The organism is Streptomyces sodiiphilus (genome assembly GCF_039529215.1).
In the GTDB taxonomy this organism is placed as follows: domain Bacteria; phylum Actinomycetota; class Actinomycetes; order Streptomycetales; family Streptomycetaceae; genus Streptomyces; species Streptomyces sodiiphilus.
Genome location: NZ_BAAAMJ010000010.1, coordinates 125,053 through 144,806, shown reverse-complemented (window position 1 = coordinate 144,806; position 19,754 = coordinate 125,053). Strand labels below are relative to the sequence as shown.

The 19,754-nt window shown below is 73.2% G+C and carries 23 protein-coding genes; 12 read left to right on the top strand and 11 right to left on the bottom strand.

Annotation, left to right across the window (positions count from 1 at the left end):
- Positions 1–54: 54 nt before the first annotated feature.
- The 3 genes from ABD299_RS05840 (at position 55) to ABD299_RS05830 (ending at position 2,100) form a co-directional block, all read left to right on the top strand.
- Positions 55–771 carry a (2Fe-2S)-binding protein gene (locus ABD299_RS05840; RefSeq protein WP_344259420.1) on the top strand — a complete coding sequence of 239 codons (717 nt, stop codon included), beginning with the start codon at positions 55–57 and terminating at the stop codon, positions 769–771.
- Between the two features lie 65 nt (positions 772–836).
- Positions 837–1,034, top strand: coding sequence for a hypothetical protein (locus ABD299_RS05835; RefSeq protein ID WP_344259419.1), 198 nt, complete (start codon positions 837–839; stop codon positions 1,032–1,034).
- A gap of 88 nt (positions 1,035–1,122) precedes the next feature.
- Complete coding sequence (locus tag ABD299_RS05830) at positions 1,123–2,100, top strand: Rieske (2Fe-2S) protein (RefSeq protein ID WP_344259418.1); 978 nt, start codon at positions 1,123–1,125, stop codon at positions 2,098–2,100.
- A 12-nt stretch (positions 2,101–2,112) separates the two neighbouring features.
- On the opposite strand, the gene ABD299_RS05825 is transcribed toward ABD299_RS05830, so the two are convergent.
- Positions 2,113–2,949, bottom strand: a complete 837-nt coding sequence (locus tag ABD299_RS05825; RefSeq protein ID WP_344259417.1) for a UbiA family prenyltransferase — start codon at positions 2,947–2,949, stop codon at positions 2,113–2,115.
- 27 nt (positions 2,950–2,976) lie between these two features.
- On the opposite strand from ABD299_RS05825, the gene ABD299_RS05820 reads away from it, so the two are divergent.
- The 3 genes from ABD299_RS05820 to ABD299_RS05810 are packed head-to-tail and all read left to right on the top strand — an operon-like array spanning position 2,977 to position 6,038.
- Positions 2,977–3,705: a methyltransferase domain-containing protein gene (locus ABD299_RS05820; protein ID WP_344259416.1), complete on the top strand. Its 729-nt coding sequence runs from the start codon at positions 2,977–2,979 to the stop codon at positions 3,703–3,705.
- Positions 3,706–4,935, top strand: a complete 1,230-nt coding sequence (locus ABD299_RS05815) for an acyl-CoA dehydrogenase family protein (RefSeq protein WP_344259415.1) — start codon at positions 3,706–3,708, stop codon at positions 4,933–4,935.
- Positions 4,932–6,038 carry a type III polyketide synthase gene (locus tag ABD299_RS05810; RefSeq protein ID WP_344259414.1) on the top strand — a complete coding sequence of 369 codons (1,107 nt, stop codon included), beginning with the start codon at positions 4,932–4,934 and terminating at the stop codon, positions 6,036–6,038. Before ABD299_RS05815 ends, ABD299_RS05810 begins: the two co-directional genes overlap by 4 nt.
- On the opposite strand, the gene ABD299_RS05805 is transcribed toward ABD299_RS05810, so the two are convergent.
- Entirely contained in the window at positions 6,016–7,275 is a 1,260-nt protein-coding gene (locus tag ABD299_RS05805) for a PP2C family protein-serine/threonine phosphatase (protein WP_344259413.1), read from the bottom strand. The two genes, ABD299_RS05810 and ABD299_RS05805, sit on opposite strands and share 23 nt — an antisense overlap.
- A gap of 398 nt (positions 7,276–7,673) precedes the next feature.
- On the opposite strand from ABD299_RS05805, the gene ABD299_RS05800 reads away from it, so the two are divergent.
- Positions 7,674–8,858, top strand: a complete 1,185-nt coding sequence (locus ABD299_RS05800; protein ID WP_344259807.1) for a glycoside hydrolase family 64 protein — start codon at positions 7,674–7,676, stop codon at positions 8,856–8,858.
- A 213-nt stretch (positions 8,859–9,071) separates the two neighbouring features.
- On the opposite strand, the gene ABD299_RS05795 is transcribed toward ABD299_RS05800, so the two are convergent.
- From ABD299_RS05795 to ABD299_RS05785, 3 genes are all read right to left on the bottom strand, one after another.
- A complete protein-coding gene (locus tag ABD299_RS05795) occupies positions 9,072–9,338 on the bottom strand; it encodes a DUF397 domain-containing protein (RefSeq protein ID WP_344259412.1) in 267 nt (88 codons plus the stop codon).
- A 166-nt stretch (positions 9,339–9,504) separates the two neighbouring features.
- On the bottom strand, positions 9,505–9,705 hold the full coding sequence (locus ABD299_RS05790) for a DUF397 domain-containing protein (RefSeq protein ID WP_425581259.1): 201 nt from the start codon (positions 9,703–9,705) through the stop codon (positions 9,505–9,507).
- 2 nt (positions 9,706–9,707) lie between these two features.
- Positions 9,708–10,544 (bottom strand): helix-turn-helix domain-containing protein, encoded by an 837-nt coding sequence (locus ABD299_RS05785; protein ID WP_344259410.1) that lies wholly within the window; start codon positions 10,542–10,544, stop codon positions 9,708–9,710.
- A 208-nt stretch (positions 10,545–10,752) separates the two neighbouring features.
- On the opposite strand from ABD299_RS05785, the gene ABD299_RS05780 reads away from it, so the two are divergent.
- Positions 10,753–11,151 (top strand): ATP-binding protein, encoded by a 399-nt coding sequence (locus ABD299_RS05780; protein ID WP_344259409.1) that lies wholly within the window; start codon positions 10,753–10,755, stop codon positions 11,149–11,151.
- A 48-nt stretch (positions 11,152–11,199) separates the two neighbouring features.
- Here ABD299_RS05780 and ABD299_RS05775 read toward each other — a convergent pair whose 3' ends face one another.
- From ABD299_RS05775 to ABD299_RS05750, 6 genes are all read right to left on the bottom strand, one after another.
- The gene (locus ABD299_RS05775; protein WP_344259408.1) at positions 11,200–12,195 is read right to left on the bottom strand and encodes a hypothetical protein; all 996 of its coding nucleotides are present in this window, start codon (positions 12,193–12,195) and stop codon (positions 11,200–11,202) included.
- A 107-nt stretch (positions 12,196–12,302) separates the two neighbouring features.
- Positions 12,303–13,346 (bottom strand): hypothetical protein, encoded by a 1,044-nt coding sequence (locus ABD299_RS05770; RefSeq protein WP_344259407.1) that lies wholly within the window; start codon positions 13,344–13,346, stop codon positions 12,303–12,305.
- Positions 13,343–13,927 carry a sigma-70 family RNA polymerase sigma factor gene (locus ABD299_RS05765; RefSeq protein WP_344259406.1) on the bottom strand — a complete coding sequence of 195 codons (585 nt, stop codon included), beginning with the start codon at positions 13,925–13,927 and terminating at the stop codon, positions 13,343–13,345. Before ABD299_RS05765 ends, ABD299_RS05770 begins: the two co-directional genes overlap by 4 nt.
- Entirely contained in the window at positions 13,924–14,175 is a 252-nt protein-coding gene (locus ABD299_RS05760; protein WP_344259405.1) for a hypothetical protein, read from the bottom strand. The genes ABD299_RS05765 and ABD299_RS05760 overlap by 4 nt, the downstream gene beginning before the upstream one ends.
- A 503-nt stretch (positions 14,176–14,678) precedes the next feature.
- A complete protein-coding gene (locus tag ABD299_RS05755; RefSeq protein WP_344259404.1) occupies positions 14,679–15,272 on the bottom strand; it encodes a GrpB family protein in 594 nt (197 codons plus the stop codon).
- A 47-nt stretch (positions 15,273–15,319) separates the two neighbouring features.
- Complete coding sequence (locus ABD299_RS05750; protein WP_344259403.1) at positions 15,320–16,105, bottom strand: IclR family transcriptional regulator domain-containing protein; 786 nt, start codon at positions 16,103–16,105, stop codon at positions 15,320–15,322.
- Positions 16,106–16,310: 205 nt separating this feature from the next.
- Between ABD299_RS05750 and ABD299_RS05745 the strand changes: the two genes are divergently transcribed.
- From ABD299_RS05745 to ABD299_RS05730, 4 genes are all read left to right on the top strand, one after another.
- Positions 16,311–17,282: an ABC transporter substrate-binding protein gene (locus ABD299_RS05745; RefSeq protein WP_344259402.1), complete on the top strand. Its 972-nt coding sequence runs from the start codon at positions 16,311–16,313 to the stop codon at positions 17,280–17,282.
- A gap of 77 nt (positions 17,283–17,359) precedes the next feature.
- Positions 17,360–18,106: an ABC transporter permease gene (locus ABD299_RS05740; RefSeq protein WP_344259806.1), complete on the top strand. Its 747-nt coding sequence runs from the start codon at positions 17,360–17,362 to the stop codon at positions 18,104–18,106.
- Positions 18,103–18,876: an ABC transporter permease gene (locus ABD299_RS05735; protein WP_344259401.1), complete on the top strand. Its 774-nt coding sequence runs from the start codon at positions 18,103–18,105 to the stop codon at positions 18,874–18,876. The genes ABD299_RS05740 and ABD299_RS05735 overlap by 4 nt, the downstream gene beginning before the upstream one ends.
- A gap of 14 nt (positions 18,877–18,890) precedes the next feature.
- Positions 18,891–19,691 (top strand): ABC transporter ATP-binding protein, encoded by an 801-nt coding sequence (locus ABD299_RS05730; protein WP_344259400.1) that lies wholly within the window; start codon positions 18,891–18,893, stop codon positions 19,689–19,691.
- Positions 19,692–19,754: the final 63 nt, after the last annotated feature.

Below are 19,754 nucleotides of genomic sequence, written 5' to 3'. Positions count from 1 at the left end.
ACAGGTGGCCGGTCCGCCGCCCGGCGGCCGCGCACCCGACCGGAAGGGCCCTCGGTGGAGCTGACCGACGTGACGTCCCTGGGCAGCTTCTTCGCCCTGCGCACCACCGCGCCCCCGCCCACCGCCGTACCCCTGGCCCGCCTCTACGCCGGGGACACCGGGCCGCTGCGCCGCCGCATCGACCTCGTCGCCGCCGGGACCGGCGCCGGCGAGCGGCGGGTCGCGGCGTCCGTGGCCCAGCTCGGCCTGGCCTCCCGGCTGTGGTCGCCGGCGCTCGGCGCGGCCGCCCTGCTGGGCGCCGTCCCCCGGCTCGACCCCGCCCGGCTGCACTGGGACCCGCGTGCCGCGACCGGGGACGACCTGTGGCTGCCCGGGGCGCACGCCCTGCCCGGCCCCGCCGGCGGCCCGCGGCGGACCGCCGGACTGGCCGGACAGCTCCACGAGGAGGTGTACCGGACCCACCTGGAGCCGCTGGCCGGGGTCCTGCGCGCGGAGGTACCGGTCTCCGCGGGCCTGCTGCGCGGCAACGCCGCCTCCGCGCTGGCCGGCGCGCAGCGGCAGCTCGCCCACACGCCGGGAGCGGACCGGGCGCGGGAGCTGGTGGCCGCCCTGCTGGCCATGCCCGGCCTGCGGAACACCGGCTCCCTCACCGGCACGGGCTTCCGCCGCTGCTCGTGCTGCCTGTACTACCGCGTTCCCGGGGGTGGCGTCTGCGGCGACTGCGTCTTCCCCCGCCCGCCGGCCGCCCGGGGCGCTCGGCCGGACGGTTGACGGCGGCCCGGCCGGGTACTGCGGACCGGACCGCGCACGCACAGACACACCACGCCGGAGGCGACATGACCGTGCCCGAGGAGAACCGTCCGAAGACCGGCAAGGCCAGCGAGGCCGGCCCCGACCCCGCCGCGCCGCACACCGAGCGGGACCGCCGGGCCGCCCGTTCGGACCGGCCCGAGGGCCTGTCGGACCTCGGCCACGAACTCATGGACGAGATGGAGGCCGCCGACATCGACCGGGAGGACCTCACCGGCCGCTGACCGGCATCCCCTCCGCCACGCCCCCGGTGCCACCGCGGTCGCCGCACCGGGGGCGTTTCACCGGGAAACGATCCGGGAACACGCCGATATGCGCATTTCACGGATCTTCTCCCTGTTCTCCGCGATTGCCCCGCCCGCCCCCCGCACCGACGAGCCCGGCAGAGTACTGACCGCCGTGGAACGGCTCGAATCCGACACCCGGCTCGACCCGCTGCTGCCGCCCATCCGCCGCCGGGTGCGGCGGATCCCGCGGGGCGGACGCGACCTCCTGCACGGCCGCCAGCTGGGCCACCCCTTCCACCCCATCGCGGTCCAGGTGCCCATCGGAGCCTGGCTGTCCGCCGCGGCCCTGGACCTGATGCCCGGCGAGCACCGCGCCGCCGACGCCCTGGTCGGCGTGGGCCTGGCCGGGGCCGCGCCGGCCGCGATCAGCGGCTGGGCGGACTGGGCCGAACTCCACAAGCCGCACATGCGCGTCGGACTCGTGCACGCCGTGCTCAACGTCACCGCCGTCGCCCTGTACGGCGGATCGCTGGCCGCCCGGATCGGCGGCCGGCGCCGGCTGGGCCGCACGCTGAGCTTCACCGGGCTGACCCTGGTCGGCGTCAGCGGCTCCCTCGGCGGCCACCTGGCGTACCGGCAGGCCGCCGGGGCCAACCACGCCGAGCAGGTCCCCTACATCGTCGAGCCCGGCTGGCACGAACTGGGCTCGATGTCGCAGTTCCCCGTCGGAGAGCCGGTGCGCCGCACCGTGGGCGAGGTCCCCGTGGTGGTCGTCGCGGAGAACCCGCAGACCGCGCACGTCCTCGCCGACCGGTGCAGCCACCTGGCCGGACCGCTCTCCCAGGGCAAGGTGGCCGACGGCTGCGTCGAGTGCCCCTGGCACGGCAGCACCTTCCGGCTGTCCGACGGCTACAACGTGAAGGGCCCCGCCACCGCACCCCAGCCCGTCTTCCAGACCCGCGTGGTGAGCGGCATGCTGGAGGCCCGGTTCACCCCGCACGGCGCCCAGGCCCGGACCAGCGGCACCGGCGGCACCGGCGACGGGCAGGCCGCCGAGGAGTGAGCCCGGCGCCGCTCAGCCCGCCGGCACCCCGGCGGACACCAGCAGCGCCACGTTCATCACCGCCACCAGCAGCACCGCGTGGAACGCTGCCCTGGATCCGGGCCTGCGGCCCAGCAGCAGGCCCGTGCCGACGGTCAGCACCGCCGCCGGCAGCGCCAGCAGCCGCACATCCGACAGGGCGCCGGGCGGGCCCAGCACCAGCAGCCCCGTGGCGGCCAGCACCAGAACGGCGGCCGCCGCGCGGCTGCGGGCCGCGCCCAGCCGGTGCGGCAGCCCGCGCACGCCCACCGCCGCGTCGTCGGCCAGATCCGGCAGCGCGTTCACGAAGTGCGCCGCACAGCCGAGCACCGCCCCGGCCGTCACCAGCCACCACGGCGGCACCGGCTGCCCGGGCAGTGCCAGGACCACGAAGGCCGGCAGCAGCCCGAACGACACCGCGTAGGGCACCACCGACCACCTCGTCGCCTTCAGCCCCAGGTCGTAGGCCCAGGCCGAGACCAGCGCCAGAATGTGCGCGGCTGCCGCGAGCGGCCCGGCGAGCAGCGACAGCACCACCGCCGCCAGCGCGGCGGCCACCACCGCGGCCCGCATCAGCGGCACCCCCAGCCGGCCCTCGGCCACCGGCTTCCCGGCCCGGCCCGTCCGGGCGTCCCGCCCGGCGTCGGCCAGGTCGTTGAGCCAGCCCACCGACAACTGCCCGGCCAGCACCGCGGCGGTGACCGTCACCATCCCGCCCGTCCCGTGTCCCGAGCCGGCCGCCAGCCCGGCGGCGACCGAGGTGACCGCCAGCACCGGCAGCGGATGTGAGGCCGCCACCAGATCCCGTGCCGTGTCCGCCAACTGCCGCATGGTCAGCGAGTGTGCCAGCCTGGCCCCATGCCACGCCCGCACCGACCCGCCCCGCCGCCCCTGCCGCCCAACGACCCCCGGCTCTACGAGAGGCTGGCCGACCAGTGGTGGCGCCCGCGCGGCGCGTTCGCCGCGCTGCACTGGCTGGCCGCCGCCCGCGCCCGCCTGGTCCCGCCCGCGGGGCGCGACGGCGCGGTGCTGGTCGACCTCGCGTGCGGCGGCGGTCTGACGGCCCCCCACTTGATGGGCCTCGGCTACCGGCACATCGGCGTCGACCTGTCGGCCAGCGCCCTCGCCCAGGCGGCCGCCCACGGCGTGCGGCCGGTGCGCGCCGACGTCCTGCGGGTCCCGCTCGCCGACGGCTGCGCGGACGTGGTGCTCGCCGGGGAGATCCTGGAACACGTCCCCGACCTGCCGCGAGCCGTCGCCGAAGCCTGCCGGCTACTGCGTCCGGGTGGTCTTCTGGTGCTCGACGCGCTCGCCGCGACGGCCATCTGCAGAGTCCTCGCGATCACCGTCGCCGAACGGATCCCGGGCCTCGCGCCGCGCGGCGTGCACGACCCCGCGCTCCTGGTGGACCGCCGACAGCTCGTCACGGAGTGCGCCCGGCACGGTGTACGGGTGGGGCTGTGGGGTATTCGTCCGTCGATGACCGACCTCCTGGCATGGTCCGCCGGATGGAAGAAGGCGGTCCGGATGGTTCCGGCACCGACCACCGCCGTGCTGTTCCAGGGGAGAGGCCGCAAGGAGATGTGAGTGACCCTGCCGACCGCGTCCGCCGCCCAGCACCGCGACAGCCGTCCGGACCCGCCCGCCGACCCCGCCCGGGCCCTGGCCCGCGCCCGTGACCTCGCCCCCCGCTTCGCCGCCCGCGCCGGGCACCACGACGCCTCGGGCTCCTTCCCCGCCGACGACTTCGCCGACCTGCGCGCCCACGGCCTGCTCGGCCTGCTGGCCCCGGCCCGGCTCGGCGGCTGCGGCGCGACCTTCGCCGACTATGCCGCCGTCGCCACCGAACTCGGCGCCGGCGCCGGAGCCACCGCCCTGATCTTCAACATGCACGCCTCGGTGACCGGCGCCCTCGCCCACACCCCCGACGACCTGGTACGGCAGCTCGGCGCCCCCGACAGCTTCTTCGCCGCCCGCGACCGGGTCCTGGCCCGCGCCGCCGAAGGAGCCCTGTACGCCGTCGCGATGAGCGAACGCGGCGCAGGCTCCCGGCTGTCGCAGATCACCACCGCCTATCACCGCACCGGCTCCGGATACCGCGTCACCGGCGCCAAGACCTTCGTCTCCGGCGCCGGACACGCCGACGCCTACCTCGTGGCCGCCCGGGACGCCGGCTCGGACGAACCGAGGATCTCCTACTTCCTGGTTCCCGCCGGCGAGGGCGTCCGCGTCGAGCACACCTGGGACTCCCTGGGCATGCGCGCCACCGGCAGCCACGACCTCCACCTCGACGCCGAGGTCGGCCCGGACGCGCTGCTGGGCGGCCTCGAAGGGCTCGCCGTGCTCCTTGCCCAGGTCATGCCGCAGTGGCTGGTCGCCTCCTACTCCGCCGTCTACGTCGGCGTCGCCCGCGCGGCCCTCCAGGAGGCCGTCAGCCACCTGCGCGACCGCGGGCTGCACACCCTGCCGGCCGTCCGGGCCCGCGTCGGCCGCGCCGACGCCGCCGTCGCCGCCGCGGGACTGGTCGTCGCCGAGGCCGCCCGGCGCGTCACCGAGCAGCCCGGCACCCCGGAGACCAACCGGTGGGTCTGGCGGGCCAAGCTCACCGCCGGCGACACCGCCGCCGAGGTCGCCTCCTCCGTCCTGGAGGCCGCCGGTGCCTCCGCCACCCGCCGGGGCCACCCCCTCGAACGCCTCTACCGCGACGCCCGCTGCGGCGCCCTGCAGCCCGCCACCTCCGACGTGTGCGCCGACTGGCTGGGCACCGCCGCCCTCCAGGACGACCCCGACCGGGACGCGCAGGTACCCCGGTGGTGAGCTGCGCGATCACCGCGGTCGGCACCGCGACGCCCCCCGGCGTGGACCACGAGGACCTGTGGAACGGCTTCTTCGCCGGTCACTTCGCCGGCAGCCGCATCGCCGGCCGCATCTTCTCCGGCGCCGGCGTCCGGCGCCGCCACACCGTCGCCGACCCCCGCCACGAGGACATCTCCGGCTGGACCACCGCCGCCCGCATGCGCCGCTACGCCGAACAGGCGCCCCCGCTGGGGCACCGCGCCGTCACCCGGGCGCTGGCCGGCGCCGGCCTCGCCCCCGAGGACGTCGGCCTGCTCACCGTCGCCTCCTGCACCGGCTACAGCACCCCCGGGCTGGACATCGAACTGGCGGCCTCCCTGGGGCTGCGCCCCGACGCCCAGCGCCTCCTGGTGGGCCACATGGGCTGCTACGCGGCGCTCCCCGCGCTGCGCGGCACCGCCGACTACGTGCGCACCCACCGGCGGCCCGCCGTGCTGCTGTGCCTGGAACTGACCTCGCTGCACCTCCAGCCGCCCACCACGGACCCCCAGCAGGTCGTCTGCCACGCCCTGTTCGGCGACGCCGCGGCGGCCGTCGTCCTGCAACCCGGCCCGCCCGGCGGCGGCCCCGGGCCCGCCGCCGCGCCCGGCCTGGGCGTCGTGGACACCGCCTCGCTCACCGACCCGTCCGGCCGCGACGAGATGACCTGGACCGTCACCGACCACGGCTTCCGGATGGGACTGACCGCGCGGGTACCGGACATCCTGGCCAAGCACGTCCGCCCGGCCGTCGAGGACCTGCTGCACCGCAACGGCCTGGCCCTGCCCGACGTGGCCGGCTGGGCGGTGCACCCCGGCGGACCCCGCATCCTGGACACCGTCGAGACCGAACTCGCCCTGCCGGCAGAGGCCCTGGGCCCCTCCCGGGCCGTCCTCGCCGAGCTGGGCAACTGCTCCTCGCCGACCGTGCTGCTCATCCTCGACCGGCTGCTGCGGAACGGAGCACCGCCGCCCGGTTCCCCGGTGGTGGCCATGGCCTTCGGCCCCGGCCTGACCCTGTGCGCCACCCTGCTGCGCACCACCGGGCCCGGCGGGCCGCCCCTCACTGCTCCGGCAGGCCCGTGAGCATCTCCACCTCGCCGGGGGCGAACGGCGCGTTGCCGTGCCACTCCACGAGCAGCACCGTGGCGTCGTCCTCCAGGCGCCCCTGGTGGTACTCCACCACGCTGCGCAGCAGCCGCCGCAGCGTCTCCGGGGCGGACAGACCGTCGGCGTGCTGCCGGACCACGAAATCGGTGAACCGCTCCAGACCGAACTCCTGCCCCGAGGCGTCCCGGGCCTCGATCAACCCGTCGGTGTAGAACAGCAGCCGGTCGCCGGGCTCCAGCCGCCGGCTGCACGGCACCGGCGGCAGGCCCAGATCGGTGCCCAGCGGGGGAGCGGGCGGGCAGGCCAGCTCACCCGTCACCCGCCCGCCCCGGATCAGGACAGGCGGGTGATGGCCGTGGTTGACCCAGGTGATCACGCCGGTGCGGGTGTCGAGGTCGGCGAGCACGGCGGTGGCGAAGCGCATCGGGCCGAGCTGGGCGACCAGCGTGTTCTCGATCGCCTCGGCGGTCTCGGCCAGATCCGCACCGCGCCGCCGGTGCGCCCGGCAGGCGGCCACCGCGAGGTTGGCGGTGAGCCCGGCGGTGGTGTCGTGCCCCATCGCGTCGAACACGGCCAGATGGAGGATGTCACCGGACGTGCTGTAGTCGAAGGCGTCCCCGCCCAGCTGGTAGGCCGGCTCCAGCATCGCCGAGATCACCACCCGGGCGTCGGCGAACGTGCGCGGCGGCATCAGGTTCCACTGCATCTCCGCCGCCGGGGACATCGGCCGGGTGCGGATCATCCGGGCGTGGGCGTCGGAGTGGCCCGTCTTGGCGACCACGATCAGCGCCACCAGCGCCGCCAGGCACTGCACCTGCTCCCGGGTCCGGTCGGCGTCGTCGCCGGTGGTCACCCGCAGCATGCCCAGCCGCTCGGTGCCGTCCAGCAGCGGCACCCACCAGTGGTAGCCGGACCGGCCGCCCGGGAGCGGCACCGGCTGGATGCGGCCGTGCTGGAACGCCCGCCCGGCCACCGTCCCGTCGATGCGCAGCTCCGTCTCCTCCCCGGATGTCTCCCGCCGGCCGTCCTCGCCCGCGCCGGTCAGCAGCCGCAGCACCGTCTGCTGGAGGTCGCACAGATAGATCCGGGCATCCGTGAACCCGCCCTCCGCCGCCCGCTCGGCCAGCCGCTGCGGGAGCTGTTCGAGCGTCAGCAGGTGACTGTCGAGCAGCAGCCGGCCGAGCATGTTCCCGGAGCGGGGAGAGACATCCATGCCCGGTTTTCCCTTCTCGCGACGATACGCCCAGTATCCCGCCCGGTCGCCCCGGGGGGCCGCCCCGGCGCGTGTGACCCCTTTATGTAGATCGAATCTCTGTAGATCGCGTCTACCTGAACGCTCGGTCGGGAGCGTGCTTCCCGGCCGGTGTGCGAGAAGGTTCAGACCTTTACTCGGGAATCCCTTGACGTCCCGATCTCCGTCCGTAGGGTTGAGAGCGCTCTCAGCTCCGGAGGGTCTCCGCCCTCCGGGCCGTCGGCGGCTGCCTGCCGCCGGTGTGCCTCGCCTGAGTAGCCGACACCCCCACAGCCCTCCCCACAGGGCTTGTCATACGGCGCCCGAACCTCGCGTGCCCCCACACCGAACGATTCACGAGGAGGAGAACCGTGCGTGCCATGAAGAAGCTGCTGGCGACGCTGGCCGCCGCCGCGGTCGCCGGCGCGGGCTTCACCGCCGCCGGCGTGCTGTCCAGCGCCGGGGCCTCGATACCCGACACCATCCCGCTCACCCTGGAGAACAACTCCGGCCGCGGGGAGCAGATCTACGTCTACAACCTCGGCACCGACCTGGCCAGCGGCCGGCAGGGCTGGGCGGACGAGAACGGAACCTTCCACCCCTGGCCCGAGGGCGGCGACCCGCCCGTCCCCGCCCCCGACGCCGCGATCGAGGGCCCGGCCGCCGGGGAGTCCATGACGCTGCGGCTGCCCAAGTTCTCCGGCCGCGTCTACTACTCCTACGGCGAGAAGCTCGACTTCAGGCTCACCACCGGCGGACTCGTCCAGCCCGCCGTGCAGAACCCGAGCGACCCCAACCGGGACACCCTGTTCAACTGGACCGAGTACACGCTCAACGACTCCGGGCTGTGGATCAACAGCACCCAGGTGGACATGTTCTCCGCCCCCTACTCGGTCGGCGTCCAGGGCTCCGACGGCACGACGAAGACCACCGGCACGCTCAAGCCCGGTGCCTACAACCGGTTCTTCGACGAGCTGCGGAACCAGCCCGGCTGGTCCGGCCTGATCCACACCCGCGCCGACGGCACCGTGCTGCGCGCGCTTTCCCCGGGCCACGGCATCGGCACCGGCGACATCGCCGCCGACGCGATGGACGCCTACGCCGACCGCGTCTGGGACCACTACCGCGGCGCGACGCTGACCGTCACCCCCTTCACGCACCAGCCGGACCTGAAGTACCACGGCACGGTCACCGGTGACGTCATGAACTTCACCGACGCCTCCGGCTCGGTCGTCACCAGCTTCGAGAAGCCCGACAGCGACAGCATCTTCGGCTGCCACAAGCAGCTCGACGCTCCCAACGACGAGGTCCGCGGCCCGCTGGCCCGCACCCTGTGCGCCGGCTTCCACCGCACCACGCTGCTCACCAACTCCGAGCAGCCCGACAGCACCTCGGACGGCTTCTACCAGGACCCGGACACCAACCACTACGCCCGGCTGGTCCACGAGGCCATGGCCGACGGCAAGGCCTACGCCTTCGCCTTCGACGACGTCGGCGCCCACGAGTCGCTCGTCCACGACGGCGACCCGCAGCACGCCTACATCACCCTCCAGCCCTTCGACTGACCCGGCCGGGGCAACCCCTCGCCCCTGAACGGTCCCGGTTCCGGCCCGCCCCGCGCGGGGCGGAACCGGCGCGTTTGGCCGAGCACCCGGGGACGTGCCAGGACAGTCGGCACGACTGTCTCGGGTGAGCAGCCACGGCAGAGAGTTCCAGGGGGAGTTGAGGACACAGCACGCGAGCAGGGCTCCGGACGCATGCCTCTTGCCGCCGGTGGTTCAACTGCGCGCGGCAAAGCCTGTGAAGGCGGCCCACTGCGGAGCGCCGAAGGACAGGACCGGACCCGTCGTGTCCTTGGAGTCGCGGACATGAAAGGTGCCGGGACAGGTGGCGACCTCGACGCACTGGCCCCCTTCGCTGCCGCTGTAGCTGCTGGTGTGCCAGTGGACGGCGACCTCGACGCACTCGCCGACGTCCCCCGCGCTGTAGCTGCTCTTGTGCCACGTCAGCTGTCGCCGACGGTCTTCGCGTGCTTCGCCGTTCATCAATCTCACTCCCAAGTGTCTTCGTGAGCGGGTCAACGAGCTGCGTGCGAACCCCGTCCGGTGCGCCGAGGTTGCCGGGCGGTCCGGAGTGAGGGCAGCGCATGGGGGTTGTGCCATGGGAGGCGCCCCGGCGGTTGGTGCCGGGGCGCCGTGTGCTGCCGGTGGTTCAGCTGCGTGCGGCGAAGTCCACGAAAGTCGTCCACTCAGCCGCGCCGAACGACAGGATTGGGCCCGTCGTGTCCTTGGAGTCGCGCACGTGCAGAGTCTTGGGAGAGGCGGCAACCTCGATGCATTCGCCGCCCTCGGCGCCGCTGTAGCTGCTCTTGCCCCAGACGAGCTGGTGTGCAGCCGGTGCGGTCTCTTCCATGCTCATAGTTCTCCTAGCAGCTTCTCGATGAAGATCAGCGACTCACGCGGGGTGAGCGCCTGTGCTCGGATGATCCCATAGCGTGAGGCGATGGCGCGTACTTCCTGTCTTTCCGTAACGAGGATGCTACGGCCTTGCCCTTCCATGTAAGCGATTTGCTCGCCACTCTCCGGGATCAGTAGTGTGAACGGCCCGTCGACACCCGCGTTGTCCTCGCGGTGTGTGGGCATCACCTGGATCTCCACGTGCCGCTTCTGTCCGAACAGCAGGAGCTGTTCCAACTGTCCCCGCATCACTCTTGCGCCGCCGAATCGGCGGTAGAGCATCACTTCTTCGATGACGAAGCTCATCAGCGGGGCCGGATGCCGGGAGAAGATCTCCTGACGCGCCAATCGTGCCGAGACGCGTTGCTCAATGGTCTCCTCGTCCAGAACTGGGCGTCGCATTGCCAGGATGGCTCGCGAGTAGTCCTCGGTCTGCAGAAGACCAGGAACGACGTGGCTGGCGTACACGTGAAGTTCAGCGGCCTCCGCCTCAGCTCTCGCCGCCCCCCGGAAGAACGCCGGGTACCGGACCCGGGCGATCTCCCCCTTCATCGCCATCAGAACCCCGCCAGCGTTCAGGACGTGGTCCACCCGGTCGACGAACTCCGGCTTGGGGATGCGCTTGCCCTGCTCCACCGCCCCGATCTGATCCTCCCCGTACCCGACCTCCCTCCCCAGCTCCACCTGCGTGAGCCCGGCCCGCTCCCGGAAGATCTTCACCTGCCTGCCGAAGCTACGCAGAAACGACCCGGAGTCCCCGCCCTCCGGAAGTTCCGGCCGTCCCGAACTCGCCATCTCCTGCCGCCTTTCCGCCTCCGGCCGCCGTGCTCGGCCGACACTCCCGACATCGCACTCCCCGTGCCCGCGCAGCTACCATCAGTGCTCTCGTTGGTGCTGGCCAGGCTAAACACCGGCCGCAAGGCTTGTCCGCATGACGACCGAAAATCCCCCCTCACGGCTGACGGCGCTTCCGGGTTGCTCGTGCGCCCCTGACCGTTTCGCGATGTGGTTCTCCTCCACGCCGCGCGGTGCGCGTCTGGCCCGGCGGCTGGTGTCGCACCGGCTGTCCGAGTGGGGGCACCCCTACACCGGCACGGTCAACGAGACCGTGACGCTCATCGCGGCCGAGCTGGCCGCCAACGCGGTGAGTCACGGCCGCCTGCCCGACCGGGACTTCCACCTGCATCTGTCGCTGCCGCACGGGCTCATCCGGGTCGAGGTCACCGACAGCCGGATCTGGACCAAGCCCGCTCTGGGCCGGTCCGTCCCTGTCCCCGACCCCGACGCGGAGTCGGGCCGTGGCCTGCTGCTCGTCTCGCTGCTGTCCCACCGCTGGGGTGTGATCCCGCGCCCCGACGGCGAGCCCGGCAAGATCGTCTGGGCGGAGGTGAAACCGGACTGATCCCCCTTACGGTTCCGCCCTCTCGGTTCCCCCTTCACCGGGCCTCCCTCACCGGGGCGGCCGCACTGTCACCCGTGCCCACGGCCCGTACGGCCCTCCCGCCAGCGCCTGCCGCACCGCCGCGACGACCGCGCCCGGGTCGGTGCGGAGCTGGCGGGGGGACGCGTGCAGCACCTTCAGCCCTACCGCCTCGATGCGGTTGTGGCGTGCCATGGTGCGTTCCCACCCGTCCTGCGAGGTGTGGTGAGCCACCGAGTCCACCTCCAGCAGCACCCCCGCCCGGGGCCAGTACGCGTCCGGGTCGGCGAGCCACTGCCCGTCCAGGTGCAGACGGACGTTCCACAGCGCGAGCGGCAGCCCGGCTGCCGTCAGGGCGCGGCGGGCCCGGCTCTCCGCCGGGGAGCGGACGCCCGCGCCGAGGTCGGCCAGCGCCTCGCGCAGCCACCCCGGCGCGGCCCGGCGTCCCTCGCGCAGCTCCGCCGCGATCGCCGCCGGGGCGACGCCCCGGGCCTGCACCGCCTCGTACACCGCCGCCTCCGGCCCCGGCCCGCCGCCCGGCTCGCCGCCGCTCACCGCGTCGGCGACGGCGCGGGCCAGCGGGGCGACGGGCAGGCCGGCGTTCATCCGCACCCGGGGCGGCATCCGCCGGGTGCGGTGGACGACGACCTCACCGCCGGACCACCCCGCGCGCCGGGTCTGCGTCTTGGCGGCGCGCGGCACCAGGATGTTGACGCGTCTCAGGTTCTCCGGCGCGGGCACCGCCGTCAGGCGGTGGAGGGCGAGCGCCGTCCTGCCGGTGAGGGCAGCCCGTCCCCGCACCTCGCCGTAGAGCACCGCCGCCCAGCAGCGCTGCTCCCAGCTGAGCGGTCCGCTGTGCAGCACGACGGTCCGGGGCAGCGGTCGCTGCCACGGGCCGCCGGGGCGGCAGCGGTGCCGGGCGGTGCTCTCGGCCACGCCGTGCGCGCGGAGCTGTGCCGGGGTGAGGACGTCGCACTGGGCCCGGGCCGCTGCGGTGAGCGCGGCCTCGCCGGATCGCTGCTGCATGCCCCAACCCTTCCCCCCACCACCTCGCATCATGACTGAGCGTGAGGGGTGATGTGGACCGGGCCCTGAAGCGTCGACGAGCTCGCGGTTCCAGGGCCCGGTCCCGGTCAGAAGAGGCCCGCCAGGTCGCGGACGGTGGCGGTGCCGGAGCGGATGACGAGGACGCCCCGCTCGTCGGCGGCCTCCTCGGAGCGGGACTTGAGGTCCTCGACATCCGTGCCGTCCGGCCACCTGGTCCCCGTCTCGGACCACCGCACCCCTTCGAGGCTCACCCCGGTGAGGTCGGTGTCCCGCAGGTCGGACGAGGTGAAGTCGTCCAGGAACGTGGTCACCGTGCTGTCGTCCAGATCGGGGAGCGGCTGCCCCAGAGCCGCGCCGATGGCCAGCCGCACCTCGGTGGAGCAGACCCGGCCCATGCTGCGGGCCCGGTCGCGGGCCTGACCCAGGTCGCGGGTGAGGGTGCGGGTCAGGGTGCGGGCGAAGTCCAGGTCCACGTCCCGGTCCAGTGCGAGGGCGCGCGCGTGGGCCTGGCTGAGGTCACGGACCAGTTCGGAGCGGAGGGCCCGTGCGAGGGCGAGGCCGTACTCGCCGACGAGGCCGAGCACCTCCTCGGGGTCGAAGCCGCGCGAGCGGGCCAGGCCCAGGTCGAGGTCGGTGGCCAGGGTGCGGACCAGCTCGCGGACCCGCTGGTAGCGCGCGTTGTCCAGGGTGCGGGTGAGGTCGCGGGACCTGGCGTAGGCGAGCAGCAGGGTGTGTTCGAGGTGGCGTGCGTGTTCGCGCAGCCGGCACGCCGCGAGCACGCCGGGGTGGCGGCGCAGGGTGATGCGGTCGTGCGAGCTGACGGACAGCAGGAAGCGCGTGACGTCCGCGGAGTCGGGGAGGGAGGCGAGGGCTGCCGGGTCAGGCGGTCCCGGGAGGTCTTCCGCCGGTATGGAGGGGGCGGGAAGGACGGCCGAGAGGCCGGCCTCGATGTCCAGGTGGCCGGCGAGGTCGTCGGTGAAGGAGTCGTGGCGGGACTGGAGCAGGACGTCGCGGAGCCCGGCCTCGATGTCCAGTAAGCCGCCGAGCTCTGCGAGGAAGCTCTCGTGGTGCCGGGCGAGCCGGCGGGCCGGGGTCTCGTTCCGGCCCCGGGGCCGAGGGCGGTGAGTCACTGTCCCTCCTCTCGTTGCTTCAGGTGCCGGGCGGCGGCGCGGCGGGCCTTCATCAGGTTGGCCCGCACGGCCTCGGGGGTCATGCGCAGTTCGCGGGCGATCTCCGCGGGCGTGTAACCGTCGAGGGTCCAGGCCAGCACCTGCCGCTGCCGGGGCGGGAGGCGGCGCAGCACGCGCAGGGTCTCCTGGTGCTCCTCCCATTGCGCGGTGCTGTCAGGGTGGGGCAGCAGAGGGCTGGGTTCGGGCAGGGAGCCGACGGGGTGTTCGCGGACATCGGAGATCCTGCGGACGAGTGCCCGGGAGGCGACGGTGCGGACCCATGCGGCCGGATTCTCCAGGTCGGGCCAGCGGCGGTATGCCTTGGTCATGGTCTCCTGGGCGATGTCCGCGGCCGTGGCGGCGCCGGCACCGAGCCACATGAGGAAGCCTGCTAAGCGGCTGATGTCCGCGCGGTAGAAGGCCGAGAATTCCTCGTCCGTCGCGAGGCGGGCTTGTCTTCGCTCGTGGCGTGCGGCCTCACCGGTCGAGGGAGCGGTCAGTGCGGGACGGTCGGTGCCGTCCCCGAAGTCCTGGTCGGTCACGCTGCCTGCTTCTCCTCTGCGTTCTCCGGGCGGGTGATCGTCATGCGCACCCGGTGGCCGTCGGGGAACTCCTCGTCGAGTTCCAGCCGCCCTCCCCTGCCGATCGCCGCGGCGACTCCGCTCACGTGACGCCGCCGGGTGAGCTCCTGACGGGCACGCCACCGCAGCCGCAGCCATATGGCCAGCAGGGCCGACAACTTGACGATGAAAACCCAGGCGATGGTGACGACGGCCGTTGCCGTGTCCATGTACGCACCCTTTCTCGCGCACGGGCCGGAGCCGGAGAGGGCCCGTTTCCCAGTACGAGCCTCGAACGGCCCTCCGCGTGAACCCGTGCCCCAGGATTCTTCCGCGGTCCGCCGGGCGGGGCCGGAATCGGACGTGGCACGGACCGCGGCTACTGTGCAGCAGTGCGGAGGGTGTGCCGGAGGAACAGTGGGCGGAGACGGGGGCAGCCGGGCAGTCGCCCGGTGCGGTCACGGGGGGTGCCGCCTCCCTACCCCTTCTTGACAAGGTGATCTTGAGAGTGGCCTTCGGGGGAAGGACTCGTCGAACGTCCCGCACCTGGATTCATCCGCGATACCGGGCCCGGAAATCGCGGACTCCTCGCGGGTTCAGGGCCCAGTACCGGGAGCAATGGTTCGCCCAGCGGTTCGCCGACCCGCGGGGAGCCCGGGACGTGCTCGCGGAACCGGTGCGGTTCCACGTTCGCGCCGGATGAGGCCGGGGGCCGACGCCGGGTGACGGTCTGTCACAGGGGTGGGGGAGGGGTCCAGGAGGTGTCGGCGGCCCAGGACTCGGCGACGGTGACGATCAGGTCGACCACCGGGTCCTTGACGTCGGTGTAGAGGCCGGGGTCGCCGACCGCGTCGGCCAGCAGGCTCTTGAAGCGCGCGTAGGCGGGGACGGCCTCGGGGTGGGCCCGGAACCAGTCGCGGAACAGCAGGGCGAGCCGCTCGTTGGGCGCGTCGATGACCCGGGCGTGCAGGTTGACGTCGCCGCCCGGGTGGGCGCGGCGGGTCCATACGCGCTTTCTCCACAGTTCCGGGGGGTCCTCGCGCCCGGCGGGTACGTGGTCCTGCTCGAAGACGGTCCGCGCGAAGCCGCGCTCGGCCAGGGGCCGGTCGAAGGCGCGCGCCGCCTCCCGCAGCTCCCGCACGCTGATCTGGAGGTCCAGGACCGGCTTGGCCGCCATGCCGGGGATCGCCGTGCTGCCGATGTGCTCCACGCGCAGGGCGCGAGGGGCGAGGGCCTGGCGCAGCTCGTGCGCCAGCGCGCTGCCCCGGGTCTGCCAGGCGGGGTCGTGGCGGGCGACGACGGGCGGGGAGACGGATTCCCTGGGCATGTCACCCAGTGTAGTCGCGAGGATCGGCTGCGGCATCCGGCGCGGCGTCAGTGCCGGGTGCGGGCCGCGCGCAGGTCGGCCTCGATACGGGCCACGGTGGCCAGCAGCGGGGGGAGCAGGGTGCGGCGGAGGGAATCGACCGTGTCGCGGCCGGCGTGCGCCGGTATGTTGACCGCCGCCACGACGGTGCCCTCCCGGTCCCGGACGGGAGCCGCCACCGAGCGCAGTCCGAGCTCAAGCTCCTGGTCGACGATCGCGTAGCCCTGCTTGCGGACCAGCCGCAGCTCGTCGCGAAGGCGCTCCGGTGTGGTGATGGTGTGCGGGGTGATCGCGCGCAGCTGAGCGTCCCGCAGCCGCCGTTCGATCTCCTCGTCGGGCAGGTGGGCGACCAGCACCCGGCCGACGGAGGTCGCCAGGGCGGGGAAGCGGGTGCCGACGGTGATCGAGACGGTCATGATCCTGCTGGTCATGACCCGGCCGACGTAGACGATGTCCTCGCCGTCCAGCACGCAGACCGAGGAGGATTCGCGGACCTCGGCGACCAGGCGTTCCAGGTGGGGTTCGGCGATGTCGGGCAGCGAGAGGCTGGAGAGGTAGGCGTAGCCGAGCTCCAGGACGCGAGGGCTGAGCCGGAAGAGCCTGCCGTCGGTGTGCACGTAGCCCAGGTCGACGAGGGTGAGCAGGAACCGGCGGGCGGCGGCCCGGGTCAGGTCGCAGGCCCGCGCCACCTCGCTGAGCGTCAGCTCGGGGTCGCGGGCGGTGAACGCGCGGATGACGGCCAGTCCCCGCTCGAAGGACTGGACGAAGTGCGGCTCGCGTATCCGGTCGCTCATGAAACGACGTCCCCGTAAGTGTGTGTGATGAGCACAGGTGTGCGGAGGGGACGTTACGGCGGAGTAAGTGTCGAGGTCAATCCGAGACCGCAGAACTGTTGACCGCCGGGCAGGCGCCTCCCTATGTTCTCGGTGAGAACTTCCGTGCGACCAGCGAACGCTTCCGCGCTCCGCTTTCTCGCTCCCGCACCTCCTAGGGGTTTCCATGCGCCGTCCGCTCGTCGGCCTCGTTGCCGCCGCTCTCCTGGTATCCGTCACCGCGGCCTGCGGTTCCTCCGACTCCGCGGAGCCCGCGGACTCCTCGGGCGACGGGGACACCACCACCATCGACCTCGCGGTCATCCCGATCGTCGATGTCGCCCCCATCTACCTCGGCGTGGAGCAGGGCTTCTACGAGGAGCAGGGCATCGAGCTCAACCTCGTCACCGCCCAGGGCGGGGCGGCCATCGTGCCGGGCGTCACCAGCGGCCAGTACCAGTTCGGCTTCTCCAACGTGACCTCCCTGATGCTCGCGCAGAGCAACAACGTGCCGGTCAAGGCCGTGGCCAACGGCGTCGCCTCCACCGGCGAGGACGGCGCGGACTTCGGCGGCATCGTCGTGAAGGGGGACAGCCCGCTGGAGTCGGCCGCGGACCTGGAGGGCAAGAAGGTCGCGGTCAACACCCTCAAGAACATCGGCGACACCTCGGTGCGCGAGTCCGTCCGCAAGGCCGGCGGCGACCCGGACGCCGTCGAGTTCGTGGAGATGGCCTTCGACCAGATGCCCGCGGCACTGGACCAGGGGCAGATCGACGCCGCCTGGGTGGTCGAGCCCGCGCTGGCCGTGGTCAAGAGCCAGGGCGGCCGGGTCATCGCCTCCAACTTCGTGGACCTCGCCCCCGACCTCACCGTCGCGGTGTACTTCGCCTCCGCCGAGTACGCGGAGAAGAACCCGGAACTGGTGGCGAAGTTCCAGGAGGCCACCAAGGCGTCCCTCGCCTACGCCAACAACAACCCGGACGAGGTCCGCGAGATCCTCTCCTCCTACACCAAGATCCCCGCCGACCTGCTGTCGGAGATCACCCTGCCCAAGTGGCCCACCGAGCCCAACCGCGCCTCCCTGGACACCCTTGCCGAACTGGGCGCGAACGACGGCCTCTTCAGCACCGAGCCCGACCTGGACGCGCTGCTGCCGTGACCGCACCCACCCCCGTCCCCGATAACGCCGCGAGCCCGGCCGGACCCCGGCCGGGCGCGGTCAACGCCGCGCTCGGCCTGGCCGGCCTGGCCGGCTTCCTGATCCTGCTGGAAGTGCTGCCCCGCGTGGGTGTCGTGTCGGCCGACTACCTCCCGCCGGCCAGCCGCATCATCGGCGCCCTCGGTGAGGAACTGGCCGACGCGGCCTTCTGGTCCGCCCTCGGCGACACCCTCACCGGCTGGGCGCTCGGACTGCTCATCGCCGTGGCCGCCGGCATCACCGTCGGGGTGGTCCTCACCGTCGTGCCCAGGCTGAGCGACGTGACCGCCTCGACCATCGAGTTCCTGCGGCCCATCCCCTCGGTCGCGCTGATCCCGCTCGCCGTGCTCCTGTACGGCAGCGACCTGCGCTCCACCCTGCTGCTGGTCGTCTACGCCGCCTTCTGGCAGGTGCTCATCCAGGTGCTGTACGGGGCGCACGACGTCGACCCGGTCGCCGACCAGACGGCCCGCAGCTACGGCCTGGGCCCCTGGGCCCGCGTCCGCCACGTGGTGTGGCCCACCGCCCTGCCCTATGTCATGACCGGCGTGCGGCTGGCCGCCGCCGTCGCCCTGATCCTCGCCATCACGGCCGAACTGATCATCGGCACACCCGGTCTGGGCGCCCGCATCGCCGTCGCCCAGACCTCGCAGGCGGTGCCCGAGATGTACGCGCTGGTGATGGTGACCGGAATACTCGGCCTGCTGATCAACCTCGGTGCCCGGGCCGTCGAACGCCGGGCACTGAAGTGGCATCAGTCCGTACGCGGGGAGGCCGCGGCATGAGACGCGCACTGCGCAACCTGTTCTACGCCCTCGCGCTGCCGACGGTGCTGGTCGCCGTCTGGTGGTTCGCCTCCGACGGCAGCGGCAGCGTTTTCTTCCCGCCGCTGCGCACCATCCTGGAGGCGTTCGGCGCGGTGTGGACCGGCGACCGGCTGACCGGTGACGTGCTGCCCAGCGTGCTGCGGCTGGCCGGCGGCTACCTGACCGCCGTCGTGCTCGGGGTCGGCCTCGGCGTCCTCATCGGTTCCTACCGCTCCGTCCGAGCCATCACCGAACCCGTCCTGGAGTTCCTGCGGGCGGTGCCGCCGCCCGTGATGGTGCCGGTCATCATGCTGTTCGCCGGCATCGGCGACACCATGAAGATCGTCGTCATCGCCGTCGGCTGCGTCTGGCCCATCCTCCTCAACACCGTCGAGGGCGTCCGCGCCGTCGACTCGGTGCTGTCCGAGACCACCCGCTCCTACGGCCTGCGCGGTGCCGCCCGGCTGCGCCACCTGGTACTGCCCTCCGCCGGACCGCAGATCTTCGCCGGGCTCCGGCAGGCGCTGTCCATCGGCATCATCCTCATGGTGATCAGCGAGATGTTCGCCGCGAGCAACGGTCTGGGCTTCACCATCGTGCAGTTCCAGCGCAGCTTCGCCATCCCCGAGATGTGGAGCGGCGTCATCCTGCTGGGTCTCCTCGGCTTTCTGCTCTCCCTGCTGTTCAAGATGGCCGAACGCCGGGCGCTGGCCTGGTACCACGGCCTGCGCAAGTCTCTGCGGTCATGACGAAAGGACGTCCCATGCTCGACGTGCGAGGCCTCCGGAAGGTCTACGACGGCCACGGCCGTCAGGTGGAGGCCGTCCGGGACCTCACCTTCACCCTCGAACCGGGCGACCTGACCTGCCTGGTCGGACCGTCCGGCTGCGGCAAGACCACGTTGCTCAAGTGCATCGCCGGACTGCTGACGCCCTCGGGGGGCGAAGTCCTGCTGGACGGCGCCAGGGTCACCGGGCCCAGGCCCGGCATGGCCGTGGTCTTCCAGGAGTACGGGCGCAGCCTGTTCCCCTGGATGCGCGTCCGGGAGAACGTCGAACTGCCGTTGAAGCAGAAGAAGTCGCTGAGCAAGCAGCGCCGCCGCGAACTCGTCGAGGACGCGCTGGACGCGGTCGGGCTCTCCGAGGCCGGCACCGCATACCCGTGGCAGCTCTCCGGCGGCATGCAGCAGCGGGTGGCCATCGCCCGCGCGCTGGCCTACGAGCCCGAAGTACTGCTGATGGACGAGCCGTTCGCCGCGGTCGACGCCCAGACCCGGGCCGGTCTGGAGGACCTGGTGCGCCGGCTGTGGCGGGACCGGGGGATGACCATCCTGTTCGTCACCCACGACATCGACGAGGCGGTCTACCTCGGCCAGCGGGTCGTCACACTGTCCGCCTCGCCGACCGTCGTCCAGGACCAGCTGACCGTGGACCTGCCCGACGAGCGGGACCAGCTGCACACCCGCAGCGACCCCCGGTTCGTCGAACTGCGCACCCACGTCTACGAGCAGATCCAGAACGCCAGGCCCGGCGGCGGCCCCGCGGTGAGCCCTGCCGCCTCCTGACGCCGCGCGTACCCCCGGCCCCGGCCCCGGNCCCGGCCCCGGACCCGGCCCGCCGCGGTCCGG